The 25,764-nt window shown below is 71.1% G+C and carries 24 protein-coding genes; 7 read left to right on the top strand and 17 right to left on the bottom strand.

All coding sequences use genetic code 11. The features are described from left to right. Positions 1-27: 27 nt before the first annotated feature. The 4 genes from AB0I72_RS22170 to AB0I72_RS22155 form a co-directional block, all read right to left on the bottom strand. Positions 28-2,403 (bottom strand): hypothetical protein, encoded by a 2,376-nt coding sequence (locus AB0I72_RS22170; protein WP_358571718.1) that lies wholly within the window; start codon positions 2,401-2,403, stop codon positions 28-30. 113 nt (positions 2,404-2,516) lie between these two features. Next, entirely contained in the window at positions 2,517-3,383 is an 867-nt protein-coding gene (locus tag AB0I72_RS22165; protein ID WP_358571716.1) for a hypothetical protein, read from the bottom strand. 120 nt (positions 3,384-3,503) lie between these two features. Beyond that, a complete protein-coding gene (locus tag AB0I72_RS22160) occupies positions 3,504-3,782 on the bottom strand; it encodes a hypothetical protein (RefSeq protein ID WP_358571714.1) in 279 nt (92 codons plus the stop codon). Between the two features lie 303 nt (positions 3,783-4,085). Further along, a complete protein-coding gene (locus tag AB0I72_RS22155; protein WP_358571712.1) occupies positions 4,086-4,691 on the bottom strand; it encodes a hypothetical protein in 606 nt (201 codons plus the stop codon). 277 nt (positions 4,692-4,968) lie between these two features. Between AB0I72_RS22155 and AB0I72_RS22150 the strand changes: the two genes are divergently transcribed. Then, positions 4,969-6,063: a DUF418 domain-containing protein gene (locus AB0I72_RS22150; RefSeq protein ID WP_358571710.1), complete on the top strand. Its 1,095-nt coding sequence runs from the start codon at positions 4,969-4,971 to the stop codon at positions 6,061-6,063. A gap of 30 nt (positions 6,064-6,093) precedes the next feature. Here the strand turns inward: AB0I72_RS22150 and AB0I72_RS22145 are convergent, their stop codons facing one another. Then, complete coding sequence (locus AB0I72_RS22145; protein WP_358571708.1) at positions 6,094-6,879, bottom strand: type II CAAX endopeptidase family protein; 786 nt, start codon at positions 6,877-6,879, stop codon at positions 6,094-6,096. 265 nt (positions 6,880-7,144) lie between these two features. On the opposite strand from AB0I72_RS22145, the gene AB0I72_RS22140 reads away from it, so the two are divergent. Then, positions 7,145-7,858, top strand: a complete 714-nt coding sequence (locus AB0I72_RS22140) for a hypothetical protein (RefSeq protein WP_358571706.1) — start codon at positions 7,145-7,147, stop codon at positions 7,856-7,858. A 159-nt stretch (positions 7,859-8,017) separates the two neighbouring features. Here the strand turns inward: AB0I72_RS22140 and AB0I72_RS22135 are convergent, their stop codons facing one another. Continuing rightward, positions 8,018-8,305, bottom strand: coding sequence for a hypothetical protein (locus AB0I72_RS22135; RefSeq protein WP_358571704.1), 288 nt, complete (start codon positions 8,303-8,305; stop codon positions 8,018-8,020). A gap of 535 nt (positions 8,306-8,840) precedes the next feature. Here AB0I72_RS22135 and AB0I72_RS22130 point away from each other — a divergent pair. Continuing rightward, positions 8,841-9,044 (top strand): hypothetical protein, encoded by a 204-nt coding sequence (locus AB0I72_RS22130; protein WP_358571702.1) that lies wholly within the window; start codon positions 8,841-8,843, stop codon positions 9,042-9,044. A 22-nt stretch (positions 9,045-9,066) separates the two neighbouring features. Here AB0I72_RS22130 and AB0I72_RS22125 read toward each other — a convergent pair whose 3' ends face one another. The 4 genes from AB0I72_RS22125 to AB0I72_RS22110 form a co-directional block, all read right to left on the bottom strand. After that, positions 9,067-9,552, bottom strand: a complete 486-nt coding sequence (locus AB0I72_RS22125) for a zeta toxin family protein (RefSeq protein WP_358571700.1) — start codon at positions 9,550-9,552, stop codon at positions 9,067-9,069. Then, positions 9,476-9,919 carry a zeta toxin family protein gene (locus tag AB0I72_RS22120; protein WP_358571698.1) on the bottom strand — a complete coding sequence of 148 codons (444 nt, stop codon included), beginning with the start codon at positions 9,917-9,919 and terminating at the stop codon, positions 9,476-9,478. The genes AB0I72_RS22125 and AB0I72_RS22120 overlap by 77 nt, the downstream gene beginning before the upstream one ends. Beyond that, entirely contained in the window at positions 9,916-10,245 is a 330-nt protein-coding gene (locus AB0I72_RS22115; protein ID WP_358571696.1) for a hypothetical protein, read from the bottom strand. Before AB0I72_RS22115 ends, AB0I72_RS22120 begins: the two co-directional genes overlap by 4 nt. 302 nt (positions 10,246-10,547) lie before the next feature. Further along, entirely contained in the window at positions 10,548-11,183 is a 636-nt protein-coding gene (locus AB0I72_RS22110; RefSeq protein WP_358571694.1) for an NAD(P)H oxidoreductase, read from the bottom strand. Positions 11,184-11,263: 80 nt separating this feature from the next. Between AB0I72_RS22110 and AB0I72_RS22105 the strand changes: the two genes are divergently transcribed. From AB0I72_RS22105 to AB0I72_RS22090, 4 genes are all read left to right on the top strand, one after another. Further along, positions 11,264-12,115, top strand: coding sequence for an AraC family transcriptional regulator (locus AB0I72_RS22105; protein ID WP_358571692.1), 852 nt, complete (start codon positions 11,264-11,266; stop codon positions 12,113-12,115). 28 nt (positions 12,116-12,143) lie between these two features. Further along, positions 12,144-12,716 carry a TetR/AcrR family transcriptional regulator gene (locus AB0I72_RS22100; protein WP_358571690.1) on the top strand — a complete coding sequence of 191 codons (573 nt, stop codon included), beginning with the start codon at positions 12,144-12,146 and terminating at the stop codon, positions 12,714-12,716. 70 nt (positions 12,717-12,786) lie between these two features. Further along, positions 12,787-14,589 (top strand): alpha/beta fold hydrolase, encoded by a 1,803-nt coding sequence (locus AB0I72_RS22095; RefSeq protein WP_358571688.1) that lies wholly within the window; start codon positions 12,787-12,789, stop codon positions 14,587-14,589. 90 nt (positions 14,590-14,679) lie between these two features. Then, entirely contained in the window at positions 14,680-15,438 is a 759-nt protein-coding gene (locus AB0I72_RS22090; protein WP_358571686.1) for a hypothetical protein, read from the top strand. Here AB0I72_RS22090 and AB0I72_RS22085 read toward each other — a convergent pair. From AB0I72_RS22085 to AB0I72_RS22055, 7 genes are all read right to left on the bottom strand, one after another. After that, positions 15,404-16,174 (bottom strand): spermidine synthase, encoded by a 771-nt coding sequence (locus tag AB0I72_RS22085; RefSeq protein WP_358571685.1) that lies wholly within the window; start codon positions 16,172-16,174, stop codon positions 15,404-15,406. The genes AB0I72_RS22090 and AB0I72_RS22085 overlap by 35 nt on opposite strands. A gap of 225 nt (positions 16,175-16,399) precedes the next feature. Then, positions 16,400-17,788, bottom strand: coding sequence for an MFS transporter (locus AB0I72_RS22080; RefSeq protein ID WP_358571773.1), 1,389 nt, complete (start codon positions 17,786-17,788; stop codon positions 16,400-16,402). A gap of 558 nt (positions 17,789-18,346) precedes the next feature. After that, entirely contained in the window at positions 18,347-19,504 is a 1,158-nt protein-coding gene (locus AB0I72_RS22075) for a VWA domain-containing protein (RefSeq protein WP_358571683.1), read from the bottom strand. Next, on the bottom strand, positions 19,501-21,828 hold the full coding sequence (locus tag AB0I72_RS22070; protein WP_358571681.1) for a DUF5682 family protein: 2,328 nt from the start codon (positions 21,826-21,828) through the stop codon (positions 19,501-19,503). Before AB0I72_RS22070 ends, AB0I72_RS22075 begins: the two co-directional genes overlap by 4 nt. Beyond that, positions 21,828-22,943, bottom strand: coding sequence for an AAA family ATPase (locus AB0I72_RS22065; RefSeq protein ID WP_358571679.1), 1,116 nt, complete (start codon positions 22,941-22,943; stop codon positions 21,828-21,830). Before AB0I72_RS22065 ends, AB0I72_RS22070 begins: the two co-directional genes overlap by 1 nt. Then, positions 22,944-24,512: a DUF5691 domain-containing protein gene (locus tag AB0I72_RS22060; protein ID WP_358571677.1), complete on the bottom strand. Its 1,569-nt coding sequence runs from the start codon at positions 24,510-24,512 to the stop codon at positions 22,944-22,946. Continuing rightward, entirely contained in the window at positions 24,509-25,738 is a 1,230-nt protein-coding gene (locus tag AB0I72_RS22055) for an SWIM zinc finger family protein (protein WP_358571771.1), read from the bottom strand. Before AB0I72_RS22055 ends, AB0I72_RS22060 begins: the two co-directional genes overlap by 4 nt. Positions 25,739-25,764: the final 26 nt, after the last annotated feature.

Here is a 25,764-nt window from a genome sequence, read left to right as displayed (position 1 = left end):
CCATTCGTTCGTTCTCTCTCGCGTCGGTCACCGGCCACGCCCCCTGCGGTCGCTCTGCATGGCCCGGCCCTGGTCCCGACCCTGCTGGCCTGAGCGACGGGTCGGCTTCGCCCGCGGCTTCACGCGTTCGGCGCGCAGCCGCGCCTCGGCTCCGTTCTCGGCCACGCGCTGGGCCCGCTCCTCGGCGATGTCGCCCTTGGCCGCCACGACGGCCGAGGACTGCTCCCGTTCGCTCCACTTGCGGCGGCCCGCCCCGATCAGCTGGGCGCGCCGATCGGCGCGGGCCGGGTTGACGCCCAGTGCCAGGTCCAGGTGGAAGACGACGTTGGTGTGTCCCCGTCGCAGGTAGGCGAGGTTCTCGCCGCGCGTGGTCACCAGGCGTTCCAGGTCGGGTGGGATGTCCTGGTGCAGCTGGCGCTGGTACTCGGTGACGGTCGCGTCGCGCATCGGGCCCAGGACGGTCCAGTCGGCGGAGTCGAAGCGGTTGAACGCCGAGTCGGCGAGCATCCGGTCGACGTCGTTGTACAGGTAGGCGACCCGTCCGCCGCGCAGGAACAGGTGCCCGAACTGTTCGCCGAGGTACTCCTTGACGCGGTCGTCGATGTTCTCGGCGCCGTGGATGATCACCGTGTCCCCCAGGCCGAGGTTGTCGACCGCGAAGCCGATGACGTTGACCAGCTGGGCCATCGCCACCCCCTTGCCGCGTTTGAGCAGCCGCGAGAAGTCGTAGAGCACGCGGCGCGCGTCGGCCACTCCGTCGATCTCGTCGTTGGTGTGGGTGTTGAACAGGTCGCCGTTGTTGTCCAGCAGGTCCTTGAAGACCAGGCGCAGGATGTTGTAGGCGTGCAGCGCCTCGTCGTCGCGGGCGGTGGAGTTGGCCAGCGCCCGGTACTGGGTGTCGAAGTAGGTGACGATGTCCTGGAGGCGCGGCACCTGGGTGTGCGGGACTCCCACCACCCGCAGCCGGTCCCGGTTGTGCTTGGCGTTGCGCGCCCACATGCCCTTGTCGATGTAGAACTGCGTCAACGTCTCCTTGAGCGACCCGCGGATGATGGAGCGGTCCTGGTCGGTCGTCTCGTAGGCCTGTTCGGCCATGAGCACGACCTTCTCCAGGTGTGCCGGGAAGATGCCGAGCTCGTCCTCCCGGGATCCGAACATCTCGAACATGTTGATGTCGCCCGAGTTCATGTCCAGCCGGGCGGTGAGCGCGTCCAGGCGCGGGCCCAGGTCGTCCAGGCGGGCCCCATCCAGGATGATGTGCACGGTTCGGGCGTTGGACAGCAGGGCCGCCTGGGAGATCTTCGATCCCCACATGTCGGGCACGTGTGCCCGGTCCAGCACCGGGTTGACGCCGTTGTCGGCGACGACCACGTGGTGGTCGTAGGCGTTGACGTCGAAGAGCACCGCGGAGTTGTTGACGTCGCCGACCATGTAGCCGACGTACTCGCCCGCCGGGTCGTTGAGCCCGTTGGTGACCAGTGAATGGGATCCGGCGAACTCCACGCTGGTGAAGTGGAAGCCCTTGCCGCGTTTGCGTTCGTTCTTGCCGAAGAGGTTGGTCAGCTCCTGACGCTGCTCGCCAGGGTAGGCGGCGACCGTCAGGGTGCCGAACCGGTCGATGTACAGGCGCCTGATCCGTTCGACCGCGTCGTCCAGGACCTCCAGGCTGGGGGCCTTGACCAGGAGGCGGTCGTGCACGTGCAGGTAGCTGGCGCCGTCCTGGATCTCACCAGAGACGATCTCCATGTCGTCACTGACCTTGGCCGCCTTGCGCCGTGAGGTCATGGTGCCGGACTGGGACTGTTCGCCCTCCTCTAGGCGGTCGAGTTTCTCCGCGGTCTTGATCCGGTCCTCGATCCACTTCTCGCCCATGCGACGGACCTGTTCGAGCACCACCACGGTGACGTCCTCGGGCAGGCCGGTGGGGATGCGGTTGATGCCCCAGAACGCGGCGAAGTCGTCGCGGGCGCCGTCGTCGTGGAAGAAGCCGAGGATGCAGGCGTGGTGACCGTCGATCCGGAAGTAGTCGCTGTGGAAGACGTAGCGCTCGCGCGGTTTGACCGCGAGCAGGTGCGGGTGGTCCTCAAAGGTGCCGCCGAGCTGGCGTTCCTTCTTCCGCGCGGCACGGCGCTCGGCGGCGCTCATCCCCTCGGCGGCGTCGTCATCCTGCTCGGCCTCGGCGGCGGCCTGTTCGGCCGCCCGCCGCTCCCGCTCCTTCAGGTTGGCGAACGAGACGCCGAAGCCCGTGGGGCTCGCGACGATCTGCTCGTCCCGCTCGTCCTTCCTCGTGTCGGCGACGGTCCGCTCCGTCCGACCCGTGGCGTGGGTGGTCCCCAGGAGCGCGCCGGGCAGGTCCCTCTGCGAGGTCCCGGTCGCACTGCCTCGAAAACGTCTACCGGCCATGCGCGCTCTGCACTTTCTCCTCGTATGTCAGCAGTTGATCGGCCTCTTGGCGTGACCGGCCCCACGCCCCGGCCACAGGGGTGCCCATCCGTCCGCGCGACTGTGGAACCGCCCTACCGGCCGGCGGTGTAGACAGTCCGTAGCATGTCGTTGAGATCCTCGGCGTTGAGCATCGTGGCCTGCTTGATCATGAGGCTGGAGCCCTCGGCCTCGGCCCGTACCAGGGCGTGCGCCCGGCGCAGCGACTCCAGGTTGTCGCCCTTGATCACCAGGTACTGGTGGATGGAGGTGAACTGCCCGCCCACGTAGTCCTTGAGGATCGAGTACCGCTCGTCGAGCAGCTCGAACAGCTCGGGGTCGCGGACCTCGAGGTTGCGGTTGAGTATTTCCAGGTTGCCGAGCTGCCGGTAGACCCGTTGGGGTTCCTTGGTCGTGATCCAGATGAACTCGGTGTTGGTGTCGACCTTGCGCCAGAAAGCGTCGACCCGGTTGAGGATCGCCTGCTTGTCCTCGTCGAAGACCAGCACCGAGGCGGATCCGACGACGAGGTAGGCCTGGCCGACGGTGCCGTCCATCCACTCGATGTAGCCGGTCTCGTCGATGCGCTTGACGCCCAGCACGGAGGAGAAGCCACTGGGGTTGGATCCGCGCCGGGTGATGACGCGGCGCGCGGGCCGGGGCAGGTACTCCAGGAGCGCCGGCAGCGACGCGAAGCGCATCTCCTTGGTCTTGGAGTACTGGCCGAAGAAGGCGGTGGTCGCCAGCCACCAGACGACGACCAGGAAGATGAGCCACCCGTTGGCGCTGGAGACGAACGTCGAGGTGGTGACCCAGAACAGCAACAGGATGGAGACGGCCCAGAACAGGAGCACCTTCATCGGCAGCGGACGCATCTGCCATCCGCCGCCCGCCAGCGCGATCTCGTGGTCCAGGAAGGACCGGTCCAGGCTGGTAGGGATCTTGAAGACGCTCTTGGCCATCGCTCACCTACTCTGTTTCTGCTCGTTTACGAGCATTACCCTACAGTTACGGTCGGACACGGTCCTCGTTCCTCGTGCGCCCGTGCACCACCCCGTCCCGGGAGGTGAGGGGCACCTCATCTAGGACGGGGGAACGGATACGGCCGGGGCCGACTGGATCCAGTTGCCGTCGGAGTCGGGCTCCCGGTCACTGACCTCGGGCTCGTGGACGAATAGCTCGCCGACCTTCGTGACGGAGACCTTGGCGATACCGAGGCCCCCGATCCCGTTTTCCGAACCGGAGGCCGACTCCGTCACCAGCTCGGTGAAGTCGAAGACGAGCGAGCTGCCACCCGAGCGCTCGGTCAGGGCGGGCAGAGCGACCAGACTCGCAGCAGTGGGGGTCCTGGCGGTGGTCACGGCGGGGGTCTCCTTGGTTTGACTGAGAATCCAGGGGGTTTTCGACGGCTCCCAGTGAGAAGCGTCAGAGCGACTCCAGGTTGCGCTCATCGGGTGGTTTCGTACGTCGGGCGGTCCCACCCGCTCTTCGCCCTGCTGACCGGGCGGGGCCTGCGGCTACCGACCTTCAGTGTGATGAACGGTGTGCGCTATGTACATAGCGGTCAGATGCACCCGTCTGCGGGTAAGTTCTCGCGGCGGAGAAGACCCCGGCAGACAGCGGGTCGCCACCTCCCGGGGCCGGAGAACCGGTACGGCCGGGTCTTACTGCTGGATCCAGTTGCCGTTGGTGTCGAGCACCCAGCCCTCGACCTCGGGCTCGTGGATGTACAGCTCACCGCCCCTCATAACCGCGACCGCGGCCTCGGCGAAGATTTCGCTGTCGTCACCGACAAGCTGCCGGAACATCACGCTCGAGGTACTCTCGTCGTCGGACGGCGACTCGGCACAGCTCATGGGCACCACAGCGGAGCTGTAGTCCTCGCTGAGCTCGATGTCTTCCCGGTACCTGTTGCCGGTCAACGCTCCGGCCATGCGCTCATCCAGGGGCTCGCCGTCCTCAAGGCGGTTCTCCAGGTGTTCGGTGTAGCGCTCGAGGCCGCTGTCCGCGAAGCCGAACTCGAACTCGACGGCACACCCCGCGGCGTCCTCCGACTCGACCGCGGAGACGGTGATGGACTCGAAGACACGCTCCTCGGCGTAGCCCTCCTCCAGTTCGACGAGCTCGTCAGGGATAAGGAACTCGATACTGGAGACCGGCTCCGTCACCGGCTCGGAGAAGTCGTAGACGAGTGAGCTACCGCCGGAGCACGCGGTCAGGGCGAGTAGGGCGGCAAGACTCACAGCCGCGGGGGTCTTAGCGGTGGTCACGGTGGGGGTCTCCTCGATGTGACTGGAAAACCAGGGGTTTCGACGGGTCCTAGTGTGCAGCATCGAGATCGTCCCGGCATGGCCGATATGGCACGTCGCGTGACCCATATCGGCCATGAGAACCTCACCACCGTGAGGAGCACCACATCGCGACCCCGGACCGCACATCAGGTAATTTCATCTCATGTGTGCTGGTAAACGAGCAGAAACGCCGGCACCAGGCACAGTGACCGGCTCCGCCGGACGGCTGCTCGTGCCGGACCTGGCGCGAGGAGCGATGCTACTCCTCATCGCCACGGCCAACGCTCACTACTGGTTCCGTCAGGACCCGAACGCGTCCGAGGTCGCCGAGACGCTCGTCTCGGGCCTGCTGCACCTCCTGGTCGACGGACGGGCCTATCCGCTCTTCGCCCTGCTGCTCGGCTTCGGCCTGGCGACGATCGCGCGCGAGTCCGTTCGGGAGAGCCTGGCCGCCGGTCTGGACCGCGAGCAGGCGGAACGGCGCGCCACGGCGCTGCTGCGCGGACGGGGCCTGGGTCTGCTGGCCTTCGGCGCCGTGCACGCCCTCGTCTTCGCCCAGGGCATCCTCGGCGCCTACGGGCTCATCACCGTACTGGTCGCGGGCATCGTCGCCGCCCGCCGCCGACGGGCCGGACTGCTGCTGGCCGCCCTCGGCTGCGCGCTGTCGACGTCCTTCCTGGTGGTGGCCGGTCCTGAGGCGGTGCTGGCCCGCAGTCACGGTCTGGCGGCCCAGGCCCTGTTCGACGAGCGCCTCGCCGGGGTCGCGGCCAACCTGGCGATCTGGACCGTCACGTCACCGGCGACGGTCCTGACCTCGATGGCGCTGCCCAGCGCACTGCTCGGAGCATGGCTGGCGGGCCGGGGGCTGATCGAGCAGCCGCACCGGTACCGGCGAGAACTCGCCGGTGTGGTCCTGGTCGGACTCGTCGTGCCCACCGCGGTCTTCCCGATGTTGTGGTTGAGCGTGGGCGGCACCGGTGTCCCGGCACGCGTCCTGATCGCCTGGCACCAGGGCCTGGCCGGGCTGCTGGCCGGGACCGCCCTCCTGGCGCTCGTCGCCCTGTTCGCCGCACACCGCTCGGCGGGCACGGGAGCCCTCGGCCGGGCACTGGCGGCCACCGGGAGGCGCTCCCTGTCCGTCTACCTGGCGCAGACCGTGCTCCTGGCGCTGGCGGCCGGAGCGCTGCGCGTCCGCGGTGTCGAGGCACTGTCCTCGGTCTGGCAGCTCACCGTCGCGGCCGTCATCTGGTCGATCGCGGTGCTCGTGTGCTCCCTGATGGAGCGGCGCGGTGTTCGGGGGCCCGCCGAGCGGGCGCTGCGCCGCCTGGTGGCCGCAGGTGTGGGGCGATGACGGTCTCCCGTGCCGATGGTCGGTACACGGTCACCGTGGAGAGGAGGTCCTCCCGTCGCGGTCGTCGTCGCGGGTCGGGTGCAGCACCGTCAGGACCGCGACCGCGCCCAGCAGCACGGCGGCGAACACCGCGGGGGTCGCCATCGCCTCCACCAGGGGCACGGGCACCACGACCGAGGCGAGGTTGAACAGCGCGTGCAGCGCGACCACCGGCAAGAGCCTGCCCACGTGCTCGTGGACGAAGGCCAGCAGCACCCCCAACGGCAGTGCCACGGCGACCTGCACGAGGTTTCCGTGCAACGCGGCGAACACCGCCGAGCTGACCAGCGCCGAAGCCAGCACCGGCCAGCGGCGCCGCAGCAGCGGGTGGATCAGGCCGCGCATGAGGGCTTCCTCGCCCGCCGGGGCGGCCACGAGCAGGGCGAAGAGCAGCAGCGCCACCGGCGCCGCGTTCTGGGCGCTCTGCGCGGTGTCGAAGGCGGACGAGCCGAGCGCGGAGTAGAGCCACACGGCCAGCGACTGGCCCCCGAGGAAGCACAGCACCAGGCCGACGAGGACGAACGCCCAGAACCGGGGCTCCTTCGCCTGCTCCGAGACGGGTCGCGACGACCACGCGCCGAAGGCCCAACGCCGCCAGACCACGACCGCGCCGAACACCACGGGACCCGAGACCGCCGCGCCGAGCACCGCCGAACCCGAGAGCAGCCCCACCGTCAACGACACGGTGACGTAGAGGAGCAGCCCGACAGCGCACTGGGCGATGATCGCCCACCAGGAGTGGGATCGGCCACCGACGGGGGGTCTTCGGTTCGCCACGACAGTCGGTCCTCCACTTACCGGTACTTCCGTCGGCTGGTCGGGCCACGCTCGCACGGCTGGTCACCACCGGCACGGCCGCGCACGGGGGCGCAACACAGCCTGCCACCCCTCAGCCGTGGTCAGGTTCCCGACGCCTCACTCGTCTGCCCGGATGCCATGATGGCTCTGTTCGTTCGCTCACGGGGTGAATGTTCTGGTTTCTTCCTCTCGATGAGGAGCACGCCACGACGGCACGGCGCACATCCGTCCTGTCGCAGCACACGTGGAAGAACACAAGGGGAAGGCGATGGCGGGCATGGGCGGCGAGACGGACCAGGACCCGCAGGAGAAGGACGTAGCGGGTCCCGACGACCGTGCACCCGAGGACGACATCGGCGAAGCCGCGGAGTTGGCCGAGGACCTGGCGCCCACGCGGCTGCCCGCGCTCGCCGCGGTGCTGGCCTTCCTCGTCCCGCCGATAGGGGCGGTGCTGGGCCACGTCGCGATGCGGCGCACCTACTGGCGACGCGGCCTGTCGCGGCTGGCGATCGCGGCCGGATGGACGATGACGGCGTTGAGCGCCAGCGGGGTGCTCCTCTACCTGAACTACCAGGACGAGGTAGCCCGGGCTGAGGCGCTGGCGGTCGCCGAGGAACAGGCCCAGGAGCAGATGCGCCAGGCGATCGCCAACAGCCCCAGCTACGGGCTCGTCGACGAGGAGTTCTGCCAGGCGCTGACCGAGGTCGCCGAGGTCTCGCCCCGCACCGAGTTCGTCACCAGTCAGGAGCAGATCAGCGGCGCGATGGTCGAGGGCTACGAGACGCTGGCGGGGACCGACACCCCGAACGCACAGGTCTACGACGACTACGCGCAGTACCTGGTCTCGTTCGCCGACCACGACGTGGACGAACACGTCGCCCGAGCGGAGGCGCTCCAGCAGGCGGTCAACGAGGACGTGCTGGCGTGCCTTCCCCTCGTGGACGAGACCCTGGAGTAGGTCCCGCGAACAAGGAGGCACACGAGCAACGCGGTTCACCCGCGCACGCCCAGCCCGGGGGAACCGTCGCGTCCCGGCACGAACGGCCGGACCGGGCGTCCTGCTCGGCATGGGGCCGTCCCCCAAGCTTCATTCGAGTTCTACGAACCAGACGCCCTCTCAGGCGTTCTCGTCGAAGATGAAGAGGAGGAGTCCCAGGTGCGGTATGACGACTGCGGCGGCGGCCACGAGGTAACCGCCCCAGTCGATGCCCAGCGGCTCGTTGATCATGGCGACCAGACGGTCGTAGCCCGGTCTGACCGCCTCCGTCAGCGGATCGGTCAGGCCGGAGAGGAACAGTAGCCAGAACAGGCCCCAGATCATCGCCACGGCGATACAGGCGCCGAGGAGGCGGCGCAGGTTGAGCGAACGCCGACTGGGTGTCCTGGTCACTCGATTGCGGGGCATGGTTTCCTCCGTAGGATTTGAGTTGGTCCGGGAGCGCCGAGTATGACTGGTGGATCCTCGTCTTCAGTTTTGCGGGTACTGAGCCGTTTTCATCCTGGAGGCGTAGGTCACAACCTGGTGGCGGCTGTCCGGAACCGCCCCCGATAGCAAGAATCCCCTGGTAATTGGGTTAACAATCACGAGAACCCGCCACACCAGAGGCTCTGATGCGGTTCTACCGTGCCGCGCTGCCCCTGTCACGCCGGACCCTGAACCACACGGCCGGGATCAGCCGTGCTTGTACTTCAGCTACGCGAGGCAGGACGAAAAAGGCTCACCACGGGTTCCACACAGCGGCTTCCCACCCGATCCGATGGGTAGCCGCCCAAGGGCTGATCAGAACTCGATGCCGCGGTCACTGCCGCTGTCTGGTGAGCTACTGCTCGGGTCCGGTGTCCTTCCAATTTTCTGCGAGCGCGTGCCGGACGGGACAATTCCGCGTTGAGCAATGCGCGCGGCTCTGGACGTGCCGGACGAGAGCTGTCCACTTTGGGCGATGCGTGCGACCCTGGAGGTGCCGGACGGGAGTCCTCCGCTGCGGGCGATGCGCGCGACCCTGGACGCCGCACCGACCTTGGCGGGTTCCGTTGCCGCAGTCGTGTCCTGGAGTTGCTCCTGGAGCGCCGCACCGATCGTCCTGTGCGGCCCGGACGCCGTGGGCGCCGCCACCGTGGTTCCTCTACGCCGCAGGTCCTGGTGATCCCGCTCCGCGTAGTCGACGGTCATCTTGACCGTGTCATGAACCGGTTCGGTGCGCACCGCGGGGTCCATGCTGCGCATGTAGGCGACGGTGGAGTCGAAGCGCGCGATCTCCTGGGGGTGGGGGTTCTGTTGCGCTCCTCGATGATCGCCTCGCGGGCCCCGAGGTCGTTCTGCATGGACCCGTCCGGGTTGCGGTGGTTCTCGTAGAGGACCTCGCCGTTGCGGTTGGCCACGTAGATGTGGTCGACCTTGCCCGTGGATTCCAGGTAGTGGGCGACGTGGGGGTTGTTCGTGTAGGCCGAATCGTGAAGACGAGGGTCGACCCACCGCCCGTACCCTCTCGAAGGCTTATCACGGTCCCTCTGGTAGCGGTGGGCGATGCCGAGCATGCTGTTCGACTCGTGGGTCGCGACGAACACCGCGGTCGTCTCATACCCTCGGTCGCGGAATGCCTCGAGCCAGTAGTCGGCATGCTTCTGCTGTCCGAAGGGGTGGCTGGCGACCACGTCGTAACTTGGGGCCGCCCATGTCACCACGGAGGTGGCCGATCAGCTCCTCGTGGAGGCCGGTGGGCAGCCTCCGCTCAACGGCGGACTGGCCCTGGAGGCCGTTGTCCCGCATGATCTCGTCGTACCGTGGATGGATCTTGGCGTTGTCATCGCCGTCGTAGGTCGCGACCGACACCCCGAGAGCGTCGGTCACCCTTTCCTGGGTCGTCGTCTTTCCTGCGCCCTGTTGACCCGCGATGATGATGAACTGTGGTTTCTCACCGTCCGAACGAACAGGAACATCACCGGGAACGAGAGCCCGAATGCGCCTGTTTTTGTTCTGCTCGACCCGAGCGGCGTCCCGAGGGTCACTGGAGTAACTCACGCATCACTCCCCTTGACCTTTTCGCGAAGCCGACGAATGAGATCCGGATATTCAGCGACGATCGGCTTCGCCACCTCCACGTCCATCCACTTCATGGACTTCAGCAGATCCGCGTGCCTATTGCTCTCATTATCGAATTTTTCTTTTTGCTCGGGATCCTCCTCGTCGAAGGCCAGGTTCGAGTATAGATACATCACCATCTCGATATATGATTTTGCATCCTCATTCAATTCCAGGTACTCCATCAGGTCCATGCCCTCGGGCGGGAAGGGGCGGACCTTTTGGGGCGTCTGGCGACTCTGCTCACCCTTGTTCTCGCTGTTCACAGAACTCATCTCCTCAGACGTCGAATGGAGTGATGATATCATCTGTGAGCATCCTTCATTCCGAAGGCCCATTTCACAGCCCTACACCAGTCCCACAAAGCCACCCCTGACAGCAAGAAAACCCTGGTAGAGGAATTTTCGACCAAGAATCCTCGCCCGACCAGGAGTTCCTCCGCGATCTCCGCGATCCATCTCAGCAGCACCATCGGAGTATCTCCACGCGATCCCTCACCAACCCTCCGCCGGGACGGAGATCCGACAACGCCACCAGGGGGCGACCCAGCGGCGTGAGGAACTCCCCGTCACCCGGCGACGAGTTTGTCGACCGCCGTGTCCACGTCCGCCAGGAGCGCCCGATAGTGGCGTTCCCGCACCTCGCCGGTGAGGTCCTGCCCCTCGCTGTCGAACAGGACGGCCGTGTGGACGTCGAGGATCCCGCAGAACTCCGAGATCCCCCGGCGCAGCGGCCCGTCGAGCAGCCCGGTGATCAGGTCCGCGTTCGGGTCCCGCTCGGTGAGCCCGGCCAGACCGAGCCACAGCATCCGCTTCTCCGCCATCCGCGACTCCCTGCGCCCGTACGCCAGTCCGTAGTTCCACACCCGGTCGAACCAGCCCTTCAGCAGGGCCGGGAGGCCGAACCACCACACCGGGAACACGGGGACGACGACGTCGGCGGCCCGCACCCGCCGGAAGTGGGCGTGTACCTCGTCGGAGTAGGTCCTGTCGCGGTCGTCGTAGTCGGGCTCGTCCTCCACGCGGTTGCGCGGGTCGAACCCCTCGGCGTGCAGGTCCAGGAGGTCGACGCGGTACCCGGCCGCCGCGAGCCGCGCCGCCGCGCGCTCGCCCACGGCCCTGGTCAGCGAGTCCGACCGGTGGTGGGAGACCACGACCAACGCGGTCGGTTCGTCGTGTGCCGGAACAGGTGTCTGTGAGGTCATGGACCCAGTACAGGGCAACGGCCGTGGACGATCCATAGCTCAGAAGCTCCATTTCTTTGGCGATCGTCTACGCTTTCGCCATGGATCCCTTGAGTGACATGCTCCGCGGCATCCGGTCGGAGGGCGCCTCCTTCTCCCAGACGTCGCTGCGGCCGCCGTGGACGATCCGCTGCGCCGAGGGAGCGCCGCTGACGATGATCACGGTGGTCGGCGGTGGCGCGTCGGTGCTCCTGGAGGACGGCGCCCGTCTCGGCGTCGGTGCGGGCGACACGGCTCTGGTGCGCGGGCCCGAGCCCTTCCGCCTGGTGGACGACCACGCGGGGACCACCTCCCTGGTCGTCGGCGTCTACCAGGTCACACGCGGACGCCACGAGCGGCTGTTGCGAACCCTTCCGCCGACGCTGGTCCACCGCGAGGACATCGACGACGTCACCTGGCTCCAACCGGCGCGACAGGCTCTGGCCGTCCAGCACGAACCCGGCGCCCAGGCGTTGATCGACCGCGTCCTGGACCTGGGGCTCGTCTGCACGCTGGGCTGCTGGTTCCAGGAGCGGGGCATGGACGCCCCGGCCTGGTACCGGGGGGCGCTGGACCCCGTGGCCGGACCCGCGCTCGAAGGCATCCACGAGCGCCCCGAAGCGGCATGGACGGTGGAGTCCCTGGCGGCCAGGGCGAAGGTGTCCCGCGCGCACTTCGCCAAGCGGTTCACCGAGGTCATGGGGCAGTCTCCGCTGGTCTACCTCACCGACTGGCGGATGGAGACCGCCGAGGAGCTGCTGTCGGAGTCGGACGCGAGCGTGGCGCAGGTGGCCAGAGCGGTCGGGTACGGCGACGCGGCCGCGTTCAGCACCGCCTTCAGGCGACGTCGGGGGGCGAGCCCGACGGCGTTCCGATCCCGGGCCGCCGCGAACGGCACCGCCGCCTTGCACTGAATATGTAGATCGGTCTAGTCTCCCTGTCATGGGCACCAAGGGAACCGCCACACGGACACGACTCGTCGACGGCGCACGGGAACTGCTCGAGGCGCACGGCTACTCCGGCACGGGGCTCAACCAGGTGCTGTCCGTCAGCGGAACCCCGCGCGGCTCCCTCTACTTCCACTTCCCCGGCGGCAAGGACGAACTCGTCACGGCCGCTCTCCGGTCGGCGGGCGGCGAGGTCGGCGCGGTGCTGCGGGACCTGTCCGAGGAGGCCGCCGACACGGTCGGCCTCGTCCACGCGCTGATCGACCACTTCACCGCCAGGATGGAGGGATCGTCGTTCACGAAGGGCTGCCCCCTCGCCGCCACGGCCCTGGACGTGGCGGCCACCAACGACGCCGTGCACGCGGTCTGCCGTGACGTCTACTCGTCCTGGCAACGGACCCTGGCGGGCCGCCTGACCGCGGACGGGCTCGACAGCGCGAGGGCGGACGCGGACGCCTGGTCCGTCCTGGCCGTCATCGAGGGGGCGCTCCTCCTGGCCCGCGCGACCCGCAGCCGCGCCCCGCTGGACGCCGCACGGAGCACGGTCATCCGCATTCTCGGCGCGTAGACGGAACCGCGCACGTCGGGGCTTCTGTGTGTTCCAAAAATATGTAGATAGGTCTACTTAAGGAGTCGTCATGTCAGCAGTCCGAACACCCGGCACCCTCGTCCTCGGCGCGACCGGCCTCATCGGCCGCCACCTGGTCGCGGAACTCCTCCGGAGCGGGCGGTCCGTCGCCGCCGCGACCCGGGGCGGCCCCCGTGAGGAGGCGCTCCTGTCATGGCTCCGCGACCGCGGCCTCCCCGCCGACCGGGTGACCACCGTCCGGGTCGACGCCACCCGTCCCGGACTCGGACTGGCCCCGGACGACGAGCGGATCCTGGAGTCCGTCCGTGACGTCCACAACTGCGCCGCCGTGTACCGCTTCGGCATGGGCCGTGAGGAGGCCAGGACCGCCAACGTCGACAGCGCCCTGCACGTCCTCGCCTGGGCCGCGCTCCTACCCGGACTGCGTCGGCTCGTCCACGTCACCGGGTACCGCGCGGGCGCACCGAACCCGACCGACGCGGACCTGCTCTACCGCGAACTCGGCGCATACGAGGCGTCCAAGATCGAGGCCGACGCCGCCGTCCGGAACCTGGCGGAGCACGAGGGCCTGCCGCTGACCATCGTCAACCCCGCGACGGTGATCGGCGACTCGGTGACGGGCGAGTCCGGCCAGTACATCGGCCTCGCCGAGACGATCCGCGACCTGTGGTCCGGTCGGCTCCCGCTCGCTCCGGGCGGCCCCGCGACCTTTGTCCCCGTGGTGACCGTCGACCACCTCGCCCGCTTCCTCGCCGCGGTCCCCGAGCACGACACCGGCGGTGTCCGCGCCCACTGGGTCCTCGACGAGTCCACACCCAACCTGCGCGAACTCCTGTACGGCCTCGCCCGCCACCTGGGGGTGCGCCCGCCGCGCGGATCCGTGCCCGTCGGACTGCTGCGCCGCCTGCCCCGCGCGGTGACCCGAACCGAACCCGAGACGCTCACGTTCCTCAGCGACGACCGCTACGACACCGCGTCCGCCAACGCGCTCGCCGCGGCCGCCGGTCTGGCCCACCCGCCGGTGTGGACGTCCCTCACCCGCTGGGCGGACCGCCTGGTCTCCGAGGGCTTCGGAACGCTGCCCGACGGGGTTCCCGGAGGCCTGCGTCCGGTCGCCGGAACCCGCACCTACCTCACCGGGGACCGGGTGTCCCCGTCCTACGTCCTGCTGCACGGCCTGCCCCTGGACGGCGAGTCCTGGCGTCCGGTGGCGAACCTCCTCGCCGCCCCCGTCCTCGTCCCCGACCTGCCGGGGCTGGGCCGCTCCGGCCCCTCCCCCGTTCCGGACGCCGTGTGGCTCGGGGAACTGCTCGGCTCGGTGGTGACCAGGCCGGTCCTCGTCGGCCACTCGGCCGGATGCGCGCCCCTGGTGCGGTACGCCCAAGCGCACCCCGAGCGGGTCGGCGGCCTCGTCCTGGTCGCCCCCGCCTTCCTCCAGGACAGGCCCCTCCGCCCCGAGCACACGCGCCCCCTGGTCCGCGCGGCCCTGCCACGCCTGTCGGCTGAGCGTCTGCGCCGGATGATCGGGGTCGACGAGGGCCGGGACGACCTGGACCGGGCCGTGGCCAGCGCGGTCCTCGGTCTGCGGCGTCCCGGGGTAGCCGCCCGCGTCGCGCGCACGCTGTCCGAGGGGCGGCGCGCGGCCTCCCGGACGGAACTGCGCGCGCTGCTCGCCTCCTGCCCCGTCCCGGTGACGGTGGTCGCGGGCGAGCACGACCCCGTCGAGGCGGTGGACCCCGGACACCGGACGGTCCGGGTTCCGGGCGCCGGGCACTACCCGCAGCTGGTCGACCCGCGAGCGGTCGCCGAGGCCGTCGCCGGGGCCGGAGCCGGCCGCACGGCGGCGAACTGAAGGGCCCGCCCGAGCTGTACGATCGGGACGGCACGACCCCGCCCCGGCAGCCCGGGGCGGGATCCACGGCGACCGCGGAAACGGACGGGCATGGACGCTGAGGCAACCCAGGTGATGACCAGGACCGGTCAGTTCACGACCACGAGCGTCAGCTGGGAGACCCCCGTACGCAGTAGGCTCGCCGCCGCGCTCGACCGTCTCTCCGGCCCGCTGGCCGAGCTGGTCGAGCGCGACGCCAACGAGGGCGACACGCGGATGCTCGTCGCCGACATCCTCAGCGTCGGCATGAACTACAGCAAGTACCAGGACCTGACCACGGAGTACCGCACGGGCGGCGAGTCGGTCGACTACGCGATCGTCCGCGACGGCGCGCTCTTCGCGCCAGTAGAGGTGAAGGGGTGCGCGCAGGACCTGGACGTGCGCAACATCCAGACCGCCCGCCGGGTGGCCGCCGAGCACGGCGCCGAGTGGATCGTCCTGACCAACGGGCGGCTGTGGAAGGCCTACCACCTGCGACCGGCCGAGGACGGCGAGGGAACCCAGCCGGTCCTGATCGTCGACGTCGACCTGATGGACGCCGAGGCCCACGACCGCAGCATCGACGCCCTGTTCCACCTCACCCACGAGGCGGTGGAGCACGGACGGCTGGAGACGCTGCGCAAGTGGAACGAGGCCCTGGAGGCCGAGCCGCTCGCGGCGGTCCTGCGTTCGGAGAGCGTGGTCGCGGCCGTGCGCGAGGCGGTCCGCCGCGCGACCGAGCACCCGGGGCACAACGGCGACGCCGACCAGGTCCTGCGCGCGCTGACCGAGTCCGTCATCGCCCGGGGGCTGCTGCCCTCGCAGGAGTAGGGCCGACCGGGCGCGTGCCCAGGTAGACCGTGTTCGCCGACGGCTCGTCCCGGTAGGGGTTCGGGAACGCGACCACCTCGGCGCGCACCCGGTCCAGCACCGTGCCGAGCACCTCCAGGTAGGCGTCGTCGGGCGGATCGTCGGACCACAGCGCGAACACTCCGGCGGGACCCAGGTGGTCGGCGAGGCGTCCGACGCCCTCCGTCGTGTAGAAGTCCGCGTGCGACGGATCCAGGACGTGCCGGGGCGAGTGGTCGATGTCCACGATCACCGCGTCGAACACCCGGTCGGGCTCTCCGGAGAGCAGACCGCCGGGCGTGGCGACCGCCGCGAAGAAGTCGCCGTGGAACAGACGGCAGCGGGGATCCGTGGACAGCGCCCCCGCGTCCGGGACCAGTCCGCGTTCGTGCCAGTCGACGACCGCGTCCAGTGCCTCGATCACGGTCAGGGAGCGCACGCCCGGGTCGTCGAGGACGGCCGCCGCCGTGTAGCCCAGGCCGAGGCCGCCGACCACCACGTCGAACCCCTCGGTCCGGCCGCCCGCGCGCAGTTCGGCCAGCGCGAGCCGCGCCATCTCCTCCTCGGCCGCGGTGAACAGGCTCGACATGAGGAACTCGTCGTCGAGCCGGATCTCGTGGACGTCGGTGCGGGCCACCGGGTCCCACCGGCGGCGCAGGCTGATCTCACCGATGGGGGTGGGACACCAACCGAGCTCCTCGATCCGAGGTTTCGCCACGAGCACTCCTGACGTGGAAGAAGGAAGCGGTCCACGGCGACCCTACGGCACTGCCTCCCTCCGTCGGGGGATCCGCGAAGTCGCGGAATTTCCCGGAGACCCTTGCGGGGCGGGCTCGACCACCCCGCACCGTCGCCGTGTTCATCGAGAATTGAGGAGAGGCCCCGATCCGGTGCGGCCGCCCGCCGCCCCGTCGAGGGCGGCGGGCGGCTTCGCGCTCACGGGTCAGTCGACCCCGGCGGGGCTCCCCTCGTCCTCCGCCACCCGGCGGCCGAGGACGACGACCACCGCGATGACCAGGACGACCAGACCTGCCAGGCCCAGGGCGACGACGTGGAACGCTCCGGTGAAGCCCTCACCCGCCAACCGCCCCCCGGTGAGGACCGCGAGCACGGCGCCCACCACGGCGATGGAGATCGTCTCCAGGGTCAGGCGGGAGGCGTTGAACACGCCCGCGGCGGTCCCCGCGCGTTCGGCGGGCACCGTGCCCAGCGCCAGACCGTCTATCAGCCCGTTGGTGAGCCCGGCACCGGCTCCGACCAGCAGGAACGGCACGATGAGCCGAAGGGGCGTGGCGTCCGCCCCCAACGTCGTGAGGCCGAAGGCGCCCGCGCCGCACAGGGACAGGGCGCCGACCACGACCGCCGTGTGCGGCAGGCGCGCGGCCAGTTCGGCGCCGACAGTGGGCAGCACCAGCGTGGGCACCGTGAGCATCAGTAGCCACAGACCCGCCTGCCCGGGCCCCAGGCCGACCACGGCGACCAGATAGGACGGCAGGTACACGAGCAGAGGGACGAGCACGGCCATGAACGTGGCCGCCGCCAACGCGTAGGCCACGAACCGCCGGTTGGCCAGGATCGCGACGTCGACGAGCGGGTCCGGTCGGCCGCGTTCCACCAGGGCGAACCCGCAGAACAGCGCACCGGAGGCCGCCAGGGCGCCGACCATCAGGACCGGACCGCGGCCGGGGCCCTCCACCAGCGCGGTGATCAGGGTGAGCAGCGCGCCCGTGAACAGGACGGCGCCGAGCACGTCGACCCGGCGGCCGGTGCCGCGGACCGCTGGCAACAGCGGTACGAGCACCAGGACGGCACCCGCCACCACGGCGGGAGCGGCGAAGGCGGACCGCCAGCCGAGGGTGTCGACGAACACCCCGGCCACGGCCGGACCGAAGGCGGTACCCGCCCCGACGACCGTGCCGAGGAGACCGAACGCGCGGGCGCGCGCGGGGCCCTCGAAGACGGCCGTGAGCATCGAGGCGCCTCCGGCGACGACGGCCGCCGCACCGGCGCCGCCCAGGGCCCGGACGGCGACCAGAGCGATGATGTCCTGGACGAGGAGGCTCGCCAGGCCGCTGACGCAGAACAGGATGATGCCGACGGCGTAGATCCTTCGGCGGCCGACCGCGTCGGCGATGGAACCCGCGGACACCAGGAAGGCCGCGAAACAGGCGTTGTAGGCGTTGACGACCCACTGCGCTCCGGCCAGCCCGCCGCCGAACTCCGCCTGGATGGCGGGGAGGGCGGCGGAGGCGCCGGTGATGGACAGCGGGAGGACGAAGACGGACGTGAGGACCGCGACGAGGACGAACTCGCCGCGCTGTCGTTGGCGCAAGGACGTGCTCCGGGAGTCAGGATCGGAGCCGGGCAGCACTGAGCACCGCACCGGCGCGGGACGCGGAGGCGGCAGGGCTGACGTGGGGAGGTCGGCCGCCGCGGGGGCGGGTTCGAGGAACGACTCGCCCCGGGCGGCCTGGTGATCCGACTCGGGCACGGCGAAAGGCTAACGGGACCGCCCTGTCCGGGGCCACCGGTTTTCGCGCCGTCGGCGACGTGCTGCGTCTCCGGACGTCCCCGATCCCTCGCTAACGGCGCACCATGACGGGCACCCCGCAGGACCAGTCGAGGAGGGGAAGGCGTGTCCAACCCGGCCGCGCCCCAGGTCGCGAACCGGAGACTCGACGGCGAGACGGTGGCCCAGTGCCCCGGTGTCGGCCTCGATCGCGTCCAGGTCCGAACGGCGGTCGATGTCGGTGACGGTGACGATCGGACTCCTCCACTCTCGGAGATGATCCTCTCCAGGCTGGGGAGGAGGCGTCGGCGAGGCGATGCCTGTCCGCGGCCCGTGGACGACCGCCGGGCGGGGCCGCCCCCGCGGCCCCGCCCGTGCGCGTCACGCGTCCTGGTGCTTGTCCACCCAGGCCGTGAGCGGCTGCCCCTGGATGGCCGCCGCCATCAGCTCCGGGAACGCGTCCGGGGTGCACGCGAACGCGGGCACGTCCATCGCGGCGAGCGCAGCCGCGTTCTCCCGGTCGTAGAACGGAGCCCCCTCGTCGGACAGCGCGAGCAGCACCACGACCTGCGTCCCGGCGGCCTTCATCGCGGCCACCCGCTTGAGCATCTCTTCCCGGACACCGCCCTCGTACAGGTCGCTGATCAGCACGAACACCGAGTCGTTCGGCTTCGTGACCAGCCCCTGGCAGTAGCGAATAGCCTTGTTGATGTGCGTGCCGCCGCCCAGCTGGGTCCCGAACAGCACCTCCACCGGATCGGTCAGCTGCTCGGTCAGGTCCACCACGGCGGTGTCGAAGACCACGAGCGACGTCTTCAGCGAGCTCATCGACGCCAGCACCGCGCCGAACACGCTCGCGTACACCACGGAGGCCGCCATCGACCCGCTCTGGTCGATCGCCAGCACCACCTCCTTCTGCACGCCCCGGCTCCGCCGCCCGTACCCCACGAGGGTCTCCGGCACGATCGTGTTGTGCTCGGGCAGGTAGTTGGCCAGGTTCCGCCGGATCGTGGCGTTCCAGTCGATGTCCGACACCCGGCGCGGCCGGTGCGTGCGCGCCGACCGGTCGATCGCCCCCCGCACCACCGAACGCGTCTTCTGGGCGACCCGCTTCTCCAGGTCCTCGACGACCTTGCGCACCACCGCTCGCGCCGACTCACGGGCCTCGTCCGGCATCACCCGGTTCAGCGACAGCAGCGTCCCCACCAGGTGCACGTCCGGTTCGACGGCCGCCATCATCTCCGGTTCCAGCAGGAGTTGGTGCAGCCCCAGCCGCTCCATGGCGTCCTGCTGCATCACCTGCACGACCGAGGTCGGGAAGTACTCCCGGATGTCCCCCAGCCACCGGGCGACCCGGGGCGCCGAACCCCCGAGCCCCGCACTCCGCCGACCGGAGGCGTCCCCGGGCACGTCGGACCGGTTGTACAGGGCCTCCAGGGCCCCGTCCATCCCCTGGTCGGCCGCGCTCAGCCCCGCGCACTGGGCCTCCCGGCCGAGCACCAGCCGCCAGCGGCGCTCACGTTCGTCCACGGCGTTCACCCGCGACTCCTTCCGTTGGTGAGGATGGCCGCGACGGCGGCCAGGGCCGGCGCGGCCCGCTCGTCGTCGACGGGCCCGCGCTCGGTGGTCCGGCTCCGCGCGCCGCCACCGCCGATCCGCGCGGCGGCCTCCCCGATCTCCCGCCGCTCGGGTGCGTCGAAGGCCCCGAACGTCCGCCGCAGCAGGGGCAGGACCGACGTGAACCGCTCCTCCGACAGCCCCAGCAGCCAGGTGTCGATCAGCCGGAGCAGCCGGTCGTCGTGCACGAGGATCAGCCCGCTGCCCTGGAGGAAGCCCTCCACCCACGCGGCGGCCTCGGCGGGTTCGGTGCCCGGCGACATCGCCAGCCCGAGGCGTCGGCGCAGCTCCTCGGGCTCCAGCAGGGAGGCGTCCGACAGCATCCGGTTGACCCGACCCGCGATCCGCCCCGGCAGGGTGTCCCGCGTGGCCAGGGTGACCAACGTGTCCCGCCACGCCAGCTCACCCTGGCCGCCGAGCAGTGCGGCGGCGGAGTGGGTCGCGTCGATCCGCGTGACGAACTCGCGCGCCGCGTCGTCGTCCAACCCGTGCACCGCGGGAGCCAGCCCGACGCACACCCGCCGCAGGATCTGCTCGGCGACCGCGCGCAGGCGCCCACTGTCGGTGCCGCGCACGTCCCCGTACCGGGCCGACCGCGCCAGCGGCGGCAGCGCCTCCATCAGGTGGGTGACGTCGCTGTCGGTCGCCGCCCGGTCCATGAGCAGGGACAGCACCTCGGGCAGGGCGTCGCCCAGCTCCGCGAACAGGCACTGTTCGGTGAACGCGGTCAGCATGGGCAGCGGCGCCTCACGCGCCTGGTGGACCACCCTGGCCGTCGCCGCCGACGCCACGGTGGTCCCCCACTGGCTGGCCTCGATCAGCGCGACGTCCATGTCCGGCTCCCACCGGATCCGCCACGACTCCCGGAACGTGCCCTTCTGGCCGCCCTCGGGGGTGCGCGGCACACCCCACTCGACGCCGAGCAGGCGCAGGCGGTGCAGCAGGACCCCGCGTTCGCGCTGGCTGTCCTTGCGCAGGTCGAGGTCGAGGTCGCGGTCGAAGGGCTCGGGCTTGAGCCGCAGCCGCTTCTGTACCGCCATGACGTCGCGCTGCAACGGGACCATGGGGGTGGACGGCGGCACCGACCCCATGCGCTCGCCGACCGACATGCGCCCGTGGACGAGGGCCGCGCGGGTCGGTTCGCCCTCGCACAGCACGGCGGTGAGCGCCTCGGACACCTCGTCGAGCCCGGCGAGCGGGCGCCCCCGCAGGACGGCGAGGCTCTCGGCCAGCCGCACCCCCTCGATGACGTGCGACGACGACACGTGCTGCCCCTCCTCGCGGAGCATGCGCGCGGCGTCGGTCAGCCACCGCTGCACCGGCCGGTCGGGGGCGCCGAACAGGTGGTGGTACCAGCCGGGAGCGGTCACACCGGCCCCGTATCCGCTGGCCGTGGCGAGACGGCCGTGCGTCCAGGGCACCCAGGTGGCGGTCACCTTGACCTTCGGCAGGCCCCTGAGCAGGGCGGTGTCGTCCTTGATCGGGTAGTCCGCGACGTCGCGCAGGGCCGGGGCGTGCCAGGCGCCGCACACGACGGCCACCCGGTCGTGGCCCTGTTTCAGGACGGCGCGCAGGGTCTGGCGCATGTACGCCTCGCGGCGCGCGTCCCGACCGGTCTCCGGCCCGGCCTCGGCCCGGACGGCGGCCATGGCGTCCGCGATGGCGGGGAACGGCGAGGGCTCCCCGTCGCCCCGCTGCTCGACGACGTCGTCCCACCAGCGTTCGGCGTCGTCGTACCCGGCGGCCTCGGCGAGGACCCCGAGCGGGTCGGCCCGGACCCGTTCGTCCCGCTCCACCGGCGCCGGTTCGCCGTCCGTCTCCGGTGGGTCGGCGGCGGCCGCCTCGGCGCGGGCGACGCGCCCGGCGAGCGTGTGCGCCGCGGGCAGGTCGCAGAAGCGCACCGGGACGTCGTGGGAGACCGCGTAACGCAGCGCCGCCCACTCCGGGGAGAAGCTCGCGAACGGCCAGAACGCCCACCCGTCGCGAGACCGGCGGCCGTCGTCGGCGGCGTCCCCCGTCGAACCGCCGCTCTTGGGCGCGTCGTTCACGTAGGCCAGCAGCGCCACCGGGGGCTCCAGCTCCCCCACCAGGTGTGTGAGCGCGTCCGCCTCCGGCGGCCCCTCGATCAGCACCACGTCGGGCTTGATCTCCTCCAGGGCCGCCCGGACGGCCCGGGCCGAACCCGGGCCGTGGTGCCGCACGCCCAGGACGTGCAGCCCGCTCGTGTCCAGTCGGGCTCGGGCCATCAGGCGCCCACCTCGCGGCACGCCCGGTAGAACTCGCCCCACCCGTCACGGGCGCGCGCGACCGTCTCCAGGTACTCCCGCCAGACCACGCCGTCGGACACCCGGTCCTGGACGACCGCGCCCTGGATCCCGGCGGCCACGTCGGCGGGCCGCAGCTGACCGTCGCCGAAGTGCGCGGCCAGCGCGATGCCGTTGGTGATCACCGAGATCGCCTCGGCGGTGCTCAGCGTCCCGCTGGGCGACTTCAGCTTGGTGCCGTTGTCCTCGGTCACCCCCGCGCGCAGTTCGCGGAAGACCGTGACCACGCGCTGGATCTCGGTGAGGCTGGTCGGCACCTCCGGCAGGTCCAGCGCCCGGCCGAGCTGCTCCACCCGCTGGGTGACGATGCGGATCTCGTCCTCCACGCTGTCCGGGACCGGCAGCACGACCGTGTTGAACCGGCGGCGCAGCGCGCTGGACAGGTCGTTGACGCCGCGGTCGCGGTCGTTGGCGGTCGCGATGATGTTGAACCCGCGCCGCGCCTGCACCTCGACGCCCAGTTCGGCCACGGGCAGCGACTTCTCCGACAGCACGGTGATCAGGCCGTCCTGCACGTCGGAGGGCATGCGGGTGAGCTCCTCGATCCGCCCGATCGACCCGCGCGCCATCGCGGTCATCACCGGACTGGGCACCAGCGCCGCCTCGGACGGCCCCTCGGCGAGCAGTCGGGCGTAGTTCCAGCCGTACCGGACGGCCTCCTCCGAGGTTCCTGCGGTGCCCTGCACGAGGAGGGTGGAGTCACCGGCGATCGCCGCCGCGAGGTGCTCGGACAGCCAGGTCTTGGCCGTGCCCGGGACTCCGATCAGCAGCAGCGCGCGGTCGGTGGCCAGGGTCGCCACGGCGACCTCCACGACCCGGCGCGAGCCGATGTACTTGGGCGTGATCTCCGTTCCGTCCTCCAACGTGGTGCCCAGCAGGTACTGCGTGACGGCCCAGGGGGAGAGCTTCCAGCCGGGCGGGCGCTGGCGGTCGTCGGTCTTGGCCAGCGCCTCCAGCTCGGCGGCGTAGGTCTGTTCGGCGTGGGGGCGCAGAGCCTGAGCGGCGTCGGTGCTGATGGAGGGGGTGCTGCTGGTCAACTAGAGCTCCTTGTGCATGTCGAGACGGAAGCGGAGGGTTTCCCTCAGGCGGAGGAAGGCGTCGGCCTCGGACCCGCCGCGCGGCGGTTCGTCCGGCAGGTCGGCGAGGCGTTCGGGGGGCAGGTGCTCGGCCGCCAGCTCGCAGAGGGAACGGTAGGCGGACGGGGTGCGGCCGTGCTTGGGGGACGGACCGCCCACGCGGTCGAGGATCAGCTCGCACAGTTCCCGGTCCCAGGCGCCGCCGACCGCGTGGGCGAGGTGGGCCAGGTCGGCGTCACGGGTCTTGACGCGGTTCCGGTCGCGTGCGGCGGCCAGGACCACGGCGCAGCGTTCCTCCGCGGGGAGCACGCCCAGCAGGGCCTCCACGTGGATGGACTCACGGCCGCGGGCGGTGTCGTGGAGCTGTCCCACCAGTCCCTTGCCCAGGAAGCGGAGGACGGCACGCGCCCAGGTCCGATCGCGCTGGAGCCCGACGGCGTTGGCGAACGCGTCCCGCAGGCGGGTCTCCCGCGCGGCGTCGGCCGCCGCGAAGACCTCGTCGGGGGTGGCGTCGAACAGGTCGGTCCACACGTCCAGGGGCGCGTGCGTGATCAGGGTCCACGTGCGCTCGAAGACGTCCCCGGAACGGGCGGACTCGGGGGCGACCAGAGCCAGGTCGCGCAGGACGTCGGCACGGGTCGCGGCGATGTCGTCGACCACCAGCTCCCCGCGGTCGCCGAGTCGGGCGTGCTCGCGGACGTAGCCGCGCAGGCGGTCGGCGTGGGCGCTGTCGGGGAGGCGGGTGAGCAGGGACAGTGCCAGCCCGCGCACGTTGGCGCCCCTGTCGTCCAGGACGGCGTCCAGGAACGCGGCGTCACCGGGGACCGGCCCGGTGGAGAACGTGTCGAGCAGGCGGCGGCGGAGATCGGACCTGCCCAACGCGCTCCACTCCGCCTCCAGGAGGGCGCGGGCGGCGTCCGGGTCGGTGGCGCGCAGGGCGGCGAGGGAGCGGCGGCGTTCGCTGGCGGTGCCGTCCGCCCAGTCCTCCTCGACGAAGGTGTCGCCGGGCAGCGGTTCCGCGGTCACGTAGGCCCACCGGTCGTTGAGTCCGGCGAGCCAGCGGCCCCGGGTGCCGACGGCGGCGGCGATGGCGGGCCGGAGCCGGGTGTCGCGCACACCGTGGTCGAGCAGGGCCGGGATGTTGGCGCGGTCCACCTCGCGACCGTCGGCCGCGACCAGGTCCAGCCACTCGGCGAGGACTTCGGACCGCTGCGCCACGATCAGCGCCAGCCGGTCCGCGGCCGCGCCCGCGATCCGGGGCGGTTCGGCCCCGGGGTCCGGGGTGACGGGGTCGGCGGTACCGGGCGTGTACCCGGCGGTCCGCCGCACGGTGGCGAGGGCGGCGCGGTCGAGCAGGGCCTCGGCCCCCTCGGTGGCGGAGGTGGCGGGCAGGTCGGGGGTGTCGGGGACGGCGCGGCGGGCGGTGCCCACCAGGGCGGTGGAGACCAGGACGTCCCAGGAGTCGGTCGGGGCGTCCGGAGCGGGCGCCTGCGGGGCGACGGCGTCCGGGGTCCGGGGGGCGGGTGTCACAGTGCGATGGCCTTTCCGTCCGCGTCCCACACGGTGAGGGGGACCAGTCCGTTCCGGGGTGACCACTCCGCGGCCACGGTGGAGGGGTGGCCGCCGGTGACGGCGAGCAGCCGCCAGGGGTCCCCCGTACCGAGCGGAAGAGCGGTGCCGGTGCGGTCGACCAGGTGCCACGTCCCGTCGTGGGCGGGGGCGGCCCGGTCGAGGACGACCGGCCAGGTCTCCCGCCAGGGGTCGAGCGCGAGCGCGGCGGCGAAGGCGTCGAGCGCGTCGGTCACGGTTCCCCCCTCGGGCGGGGGCGCCGTGCGGGTGTCGCCGTCACCGACGGGCACCACGCGGTGTCCGTCGGGGTAGAAGGCGAGCTCCGTGGTCACCTCGGTCCCGACGCGGAAGGTGGCGGTGGGAGCCTGTCCCGATCGTCCGAAGCTGAGGGAGAGCGCGAGGCGTCCGGTGTCCGCGCCGCGCAGCCACACGCGGTGGGCGGTCATGTCCCCCTCGGAGGTGGGTGCGTCCCGCCGTCCCAGTACCCGCCAGGCGTCGCGGACGCGTTCCCCGTTCGCCAGGACCTCGTCCGCCTTGGTGGTGATGCCGACCCGGGCCCGGACCACGCCGCGCAGGCGTTCGTCCAGGGCGTCCCCGGCGCGGTGCGCGCCGACCAGCAGGTGGATCATGCTGAGCCGCTCCAGGAGGACCTCGGGCCAGCTCCGGGCACGGACGGCCTGGGGGAGTTCGGCGACGGTGGAGGCCGCGCCGCCCGCCTTCGCGTCCACGAGACGCTTGGCCATGCGGTCCCAGTGGTCGTAGCCGTGCTTGGGCGCCTCGGCCAGACCGGTGTCGACCTGGTCCTTGAGCCAGAGCCGGAGCTCGTCCATGCCGTTCGCGACGGCCTTCTCCCTCTCCCTGAGGGTGGCCTCGGCCCGCGCGGGGTCGGCGGGCTGGGCGCCCCGCCCCTGTGCCTTCTCCTGCGCCTTGGCCTGGCGCGCCGCGCGTCCGGTCAGCCACGCGCCGACCCACTCGGGGTGTTCGTCGCGCGCGTCCACGCCGTCCTGCGCCCACAGGACGAGCAGGGCGAGCACGTGCTTGCAGGGGATCTTGCGGCTGGGGCAGCTGCACTTGTACGCGGGTCCCCCGGCGCCGTCCAGGTGGGCGGCGGCGAGGTAGGGCTTGGCGCCGCTCCCCTTGCACTCGCCCCAGACGGCGGACGTGGTGCCGGAGGGCCCGGTGATCACTCCGCACTGGGGCCAGGAACCCGGCT

Origin of the sequence: Nocardiopsis sp. NPDC049922 (genome assembly GCF_040660275.1) — a bacterium.
GTDB lineage: Bacteria > Actinomycetota > Actinomycetes > Streptosporangiales > Streptosporangiaceae > Nocardiopsis.
The sequence above is the reverse complement of the archived record's forward strand: the minus strand, read 5'-3'. Positions and strand labels throughout refer to the sequence as shown.

Excerpts from the sequence above, each read along its gene's own strand:
- AB0I72_RS22170 (WP_358571718.1), bottom strand. The coding sequence starts at position 2,403 with ATGGCCGGTAGACGTTTTCGAGGCAGTGCGACCGGGACCTCGCAGAGG.
- AB0I72_RS22165 (WP_358571716.1), bottom strand. The coding sequence starts at position 3,383 with ATGGCCAAGAGCGTCTTCAAGATCCCTACCAGCCTGGACCGGTCCTTC.
- AB0I72_RS22150 (WP_358571710.1), top strand. The coding sequence starts at position 4,969 with ATGCTACTCCTCATCGCCACGGCCAACGCTCACTACTGGTTCCGTCAG.
- AB0I72_RS22135 (WP_358571704.1), bottom strand. The coding sequence starts at position 8,305 with ATGCCCCGCAATCGAGTGACCAGGACACCCAGTCGGCGTTCGCTCAAC.
- AB0I72_RS22130 (WP_358571702.1), top strand. The coding sequence starts at position 8,841 with ATGCGTGCGACCCTGGAGGTGCCGGACGGGAGTCCTCCGCTGCGGGCG.
- AB0I72_RS22110 (WP_358571694.1), bottom strand. The coding sequence starts at position 11,183 with ATGACCTCACAGACACCTGTTCCGGCACACGACGAACCGACCGCGTTG.
- AB0I72_RS22105 (WP_358571692.1), top strand. The coding sequence starts at position 11,264 with ATGGATCCCTTGAGTGACATGCTCCGCGGCATCCGGTCGGAGGGCGCC.
- AB0I72_RS22100 (WP_358571690.1), top strand. The coding sequence starts at position 12,144 with ATGGGCACCAAGGGAACCGCCACACGGACACGACTCGTCGACGGCGCA.
- AB0I72_RS22095 (WP_358571688.1), top strand. The coding sequence starts at position 12,787 with ATGTCAGCAGTCCGAACACCCGGCACCCTCGTCCTCGGCGCGACCGGC.
- AB0I72_RS22090 (WP_358571686.1), top strand. The coding sequence starts at position 14,680 with ATGGACGCTGAGGCAACCCAGGTGATGACCAGGACCGGTCAGTTCACG.
- AB0I72_RS22070 (WP_358571681.1), bottom strand. The coding sequence starts at position 21,828 with ATGGCCCGAGCCCGACTGGACACGAGCGGGCTGCACGTCCTGGGCGTG.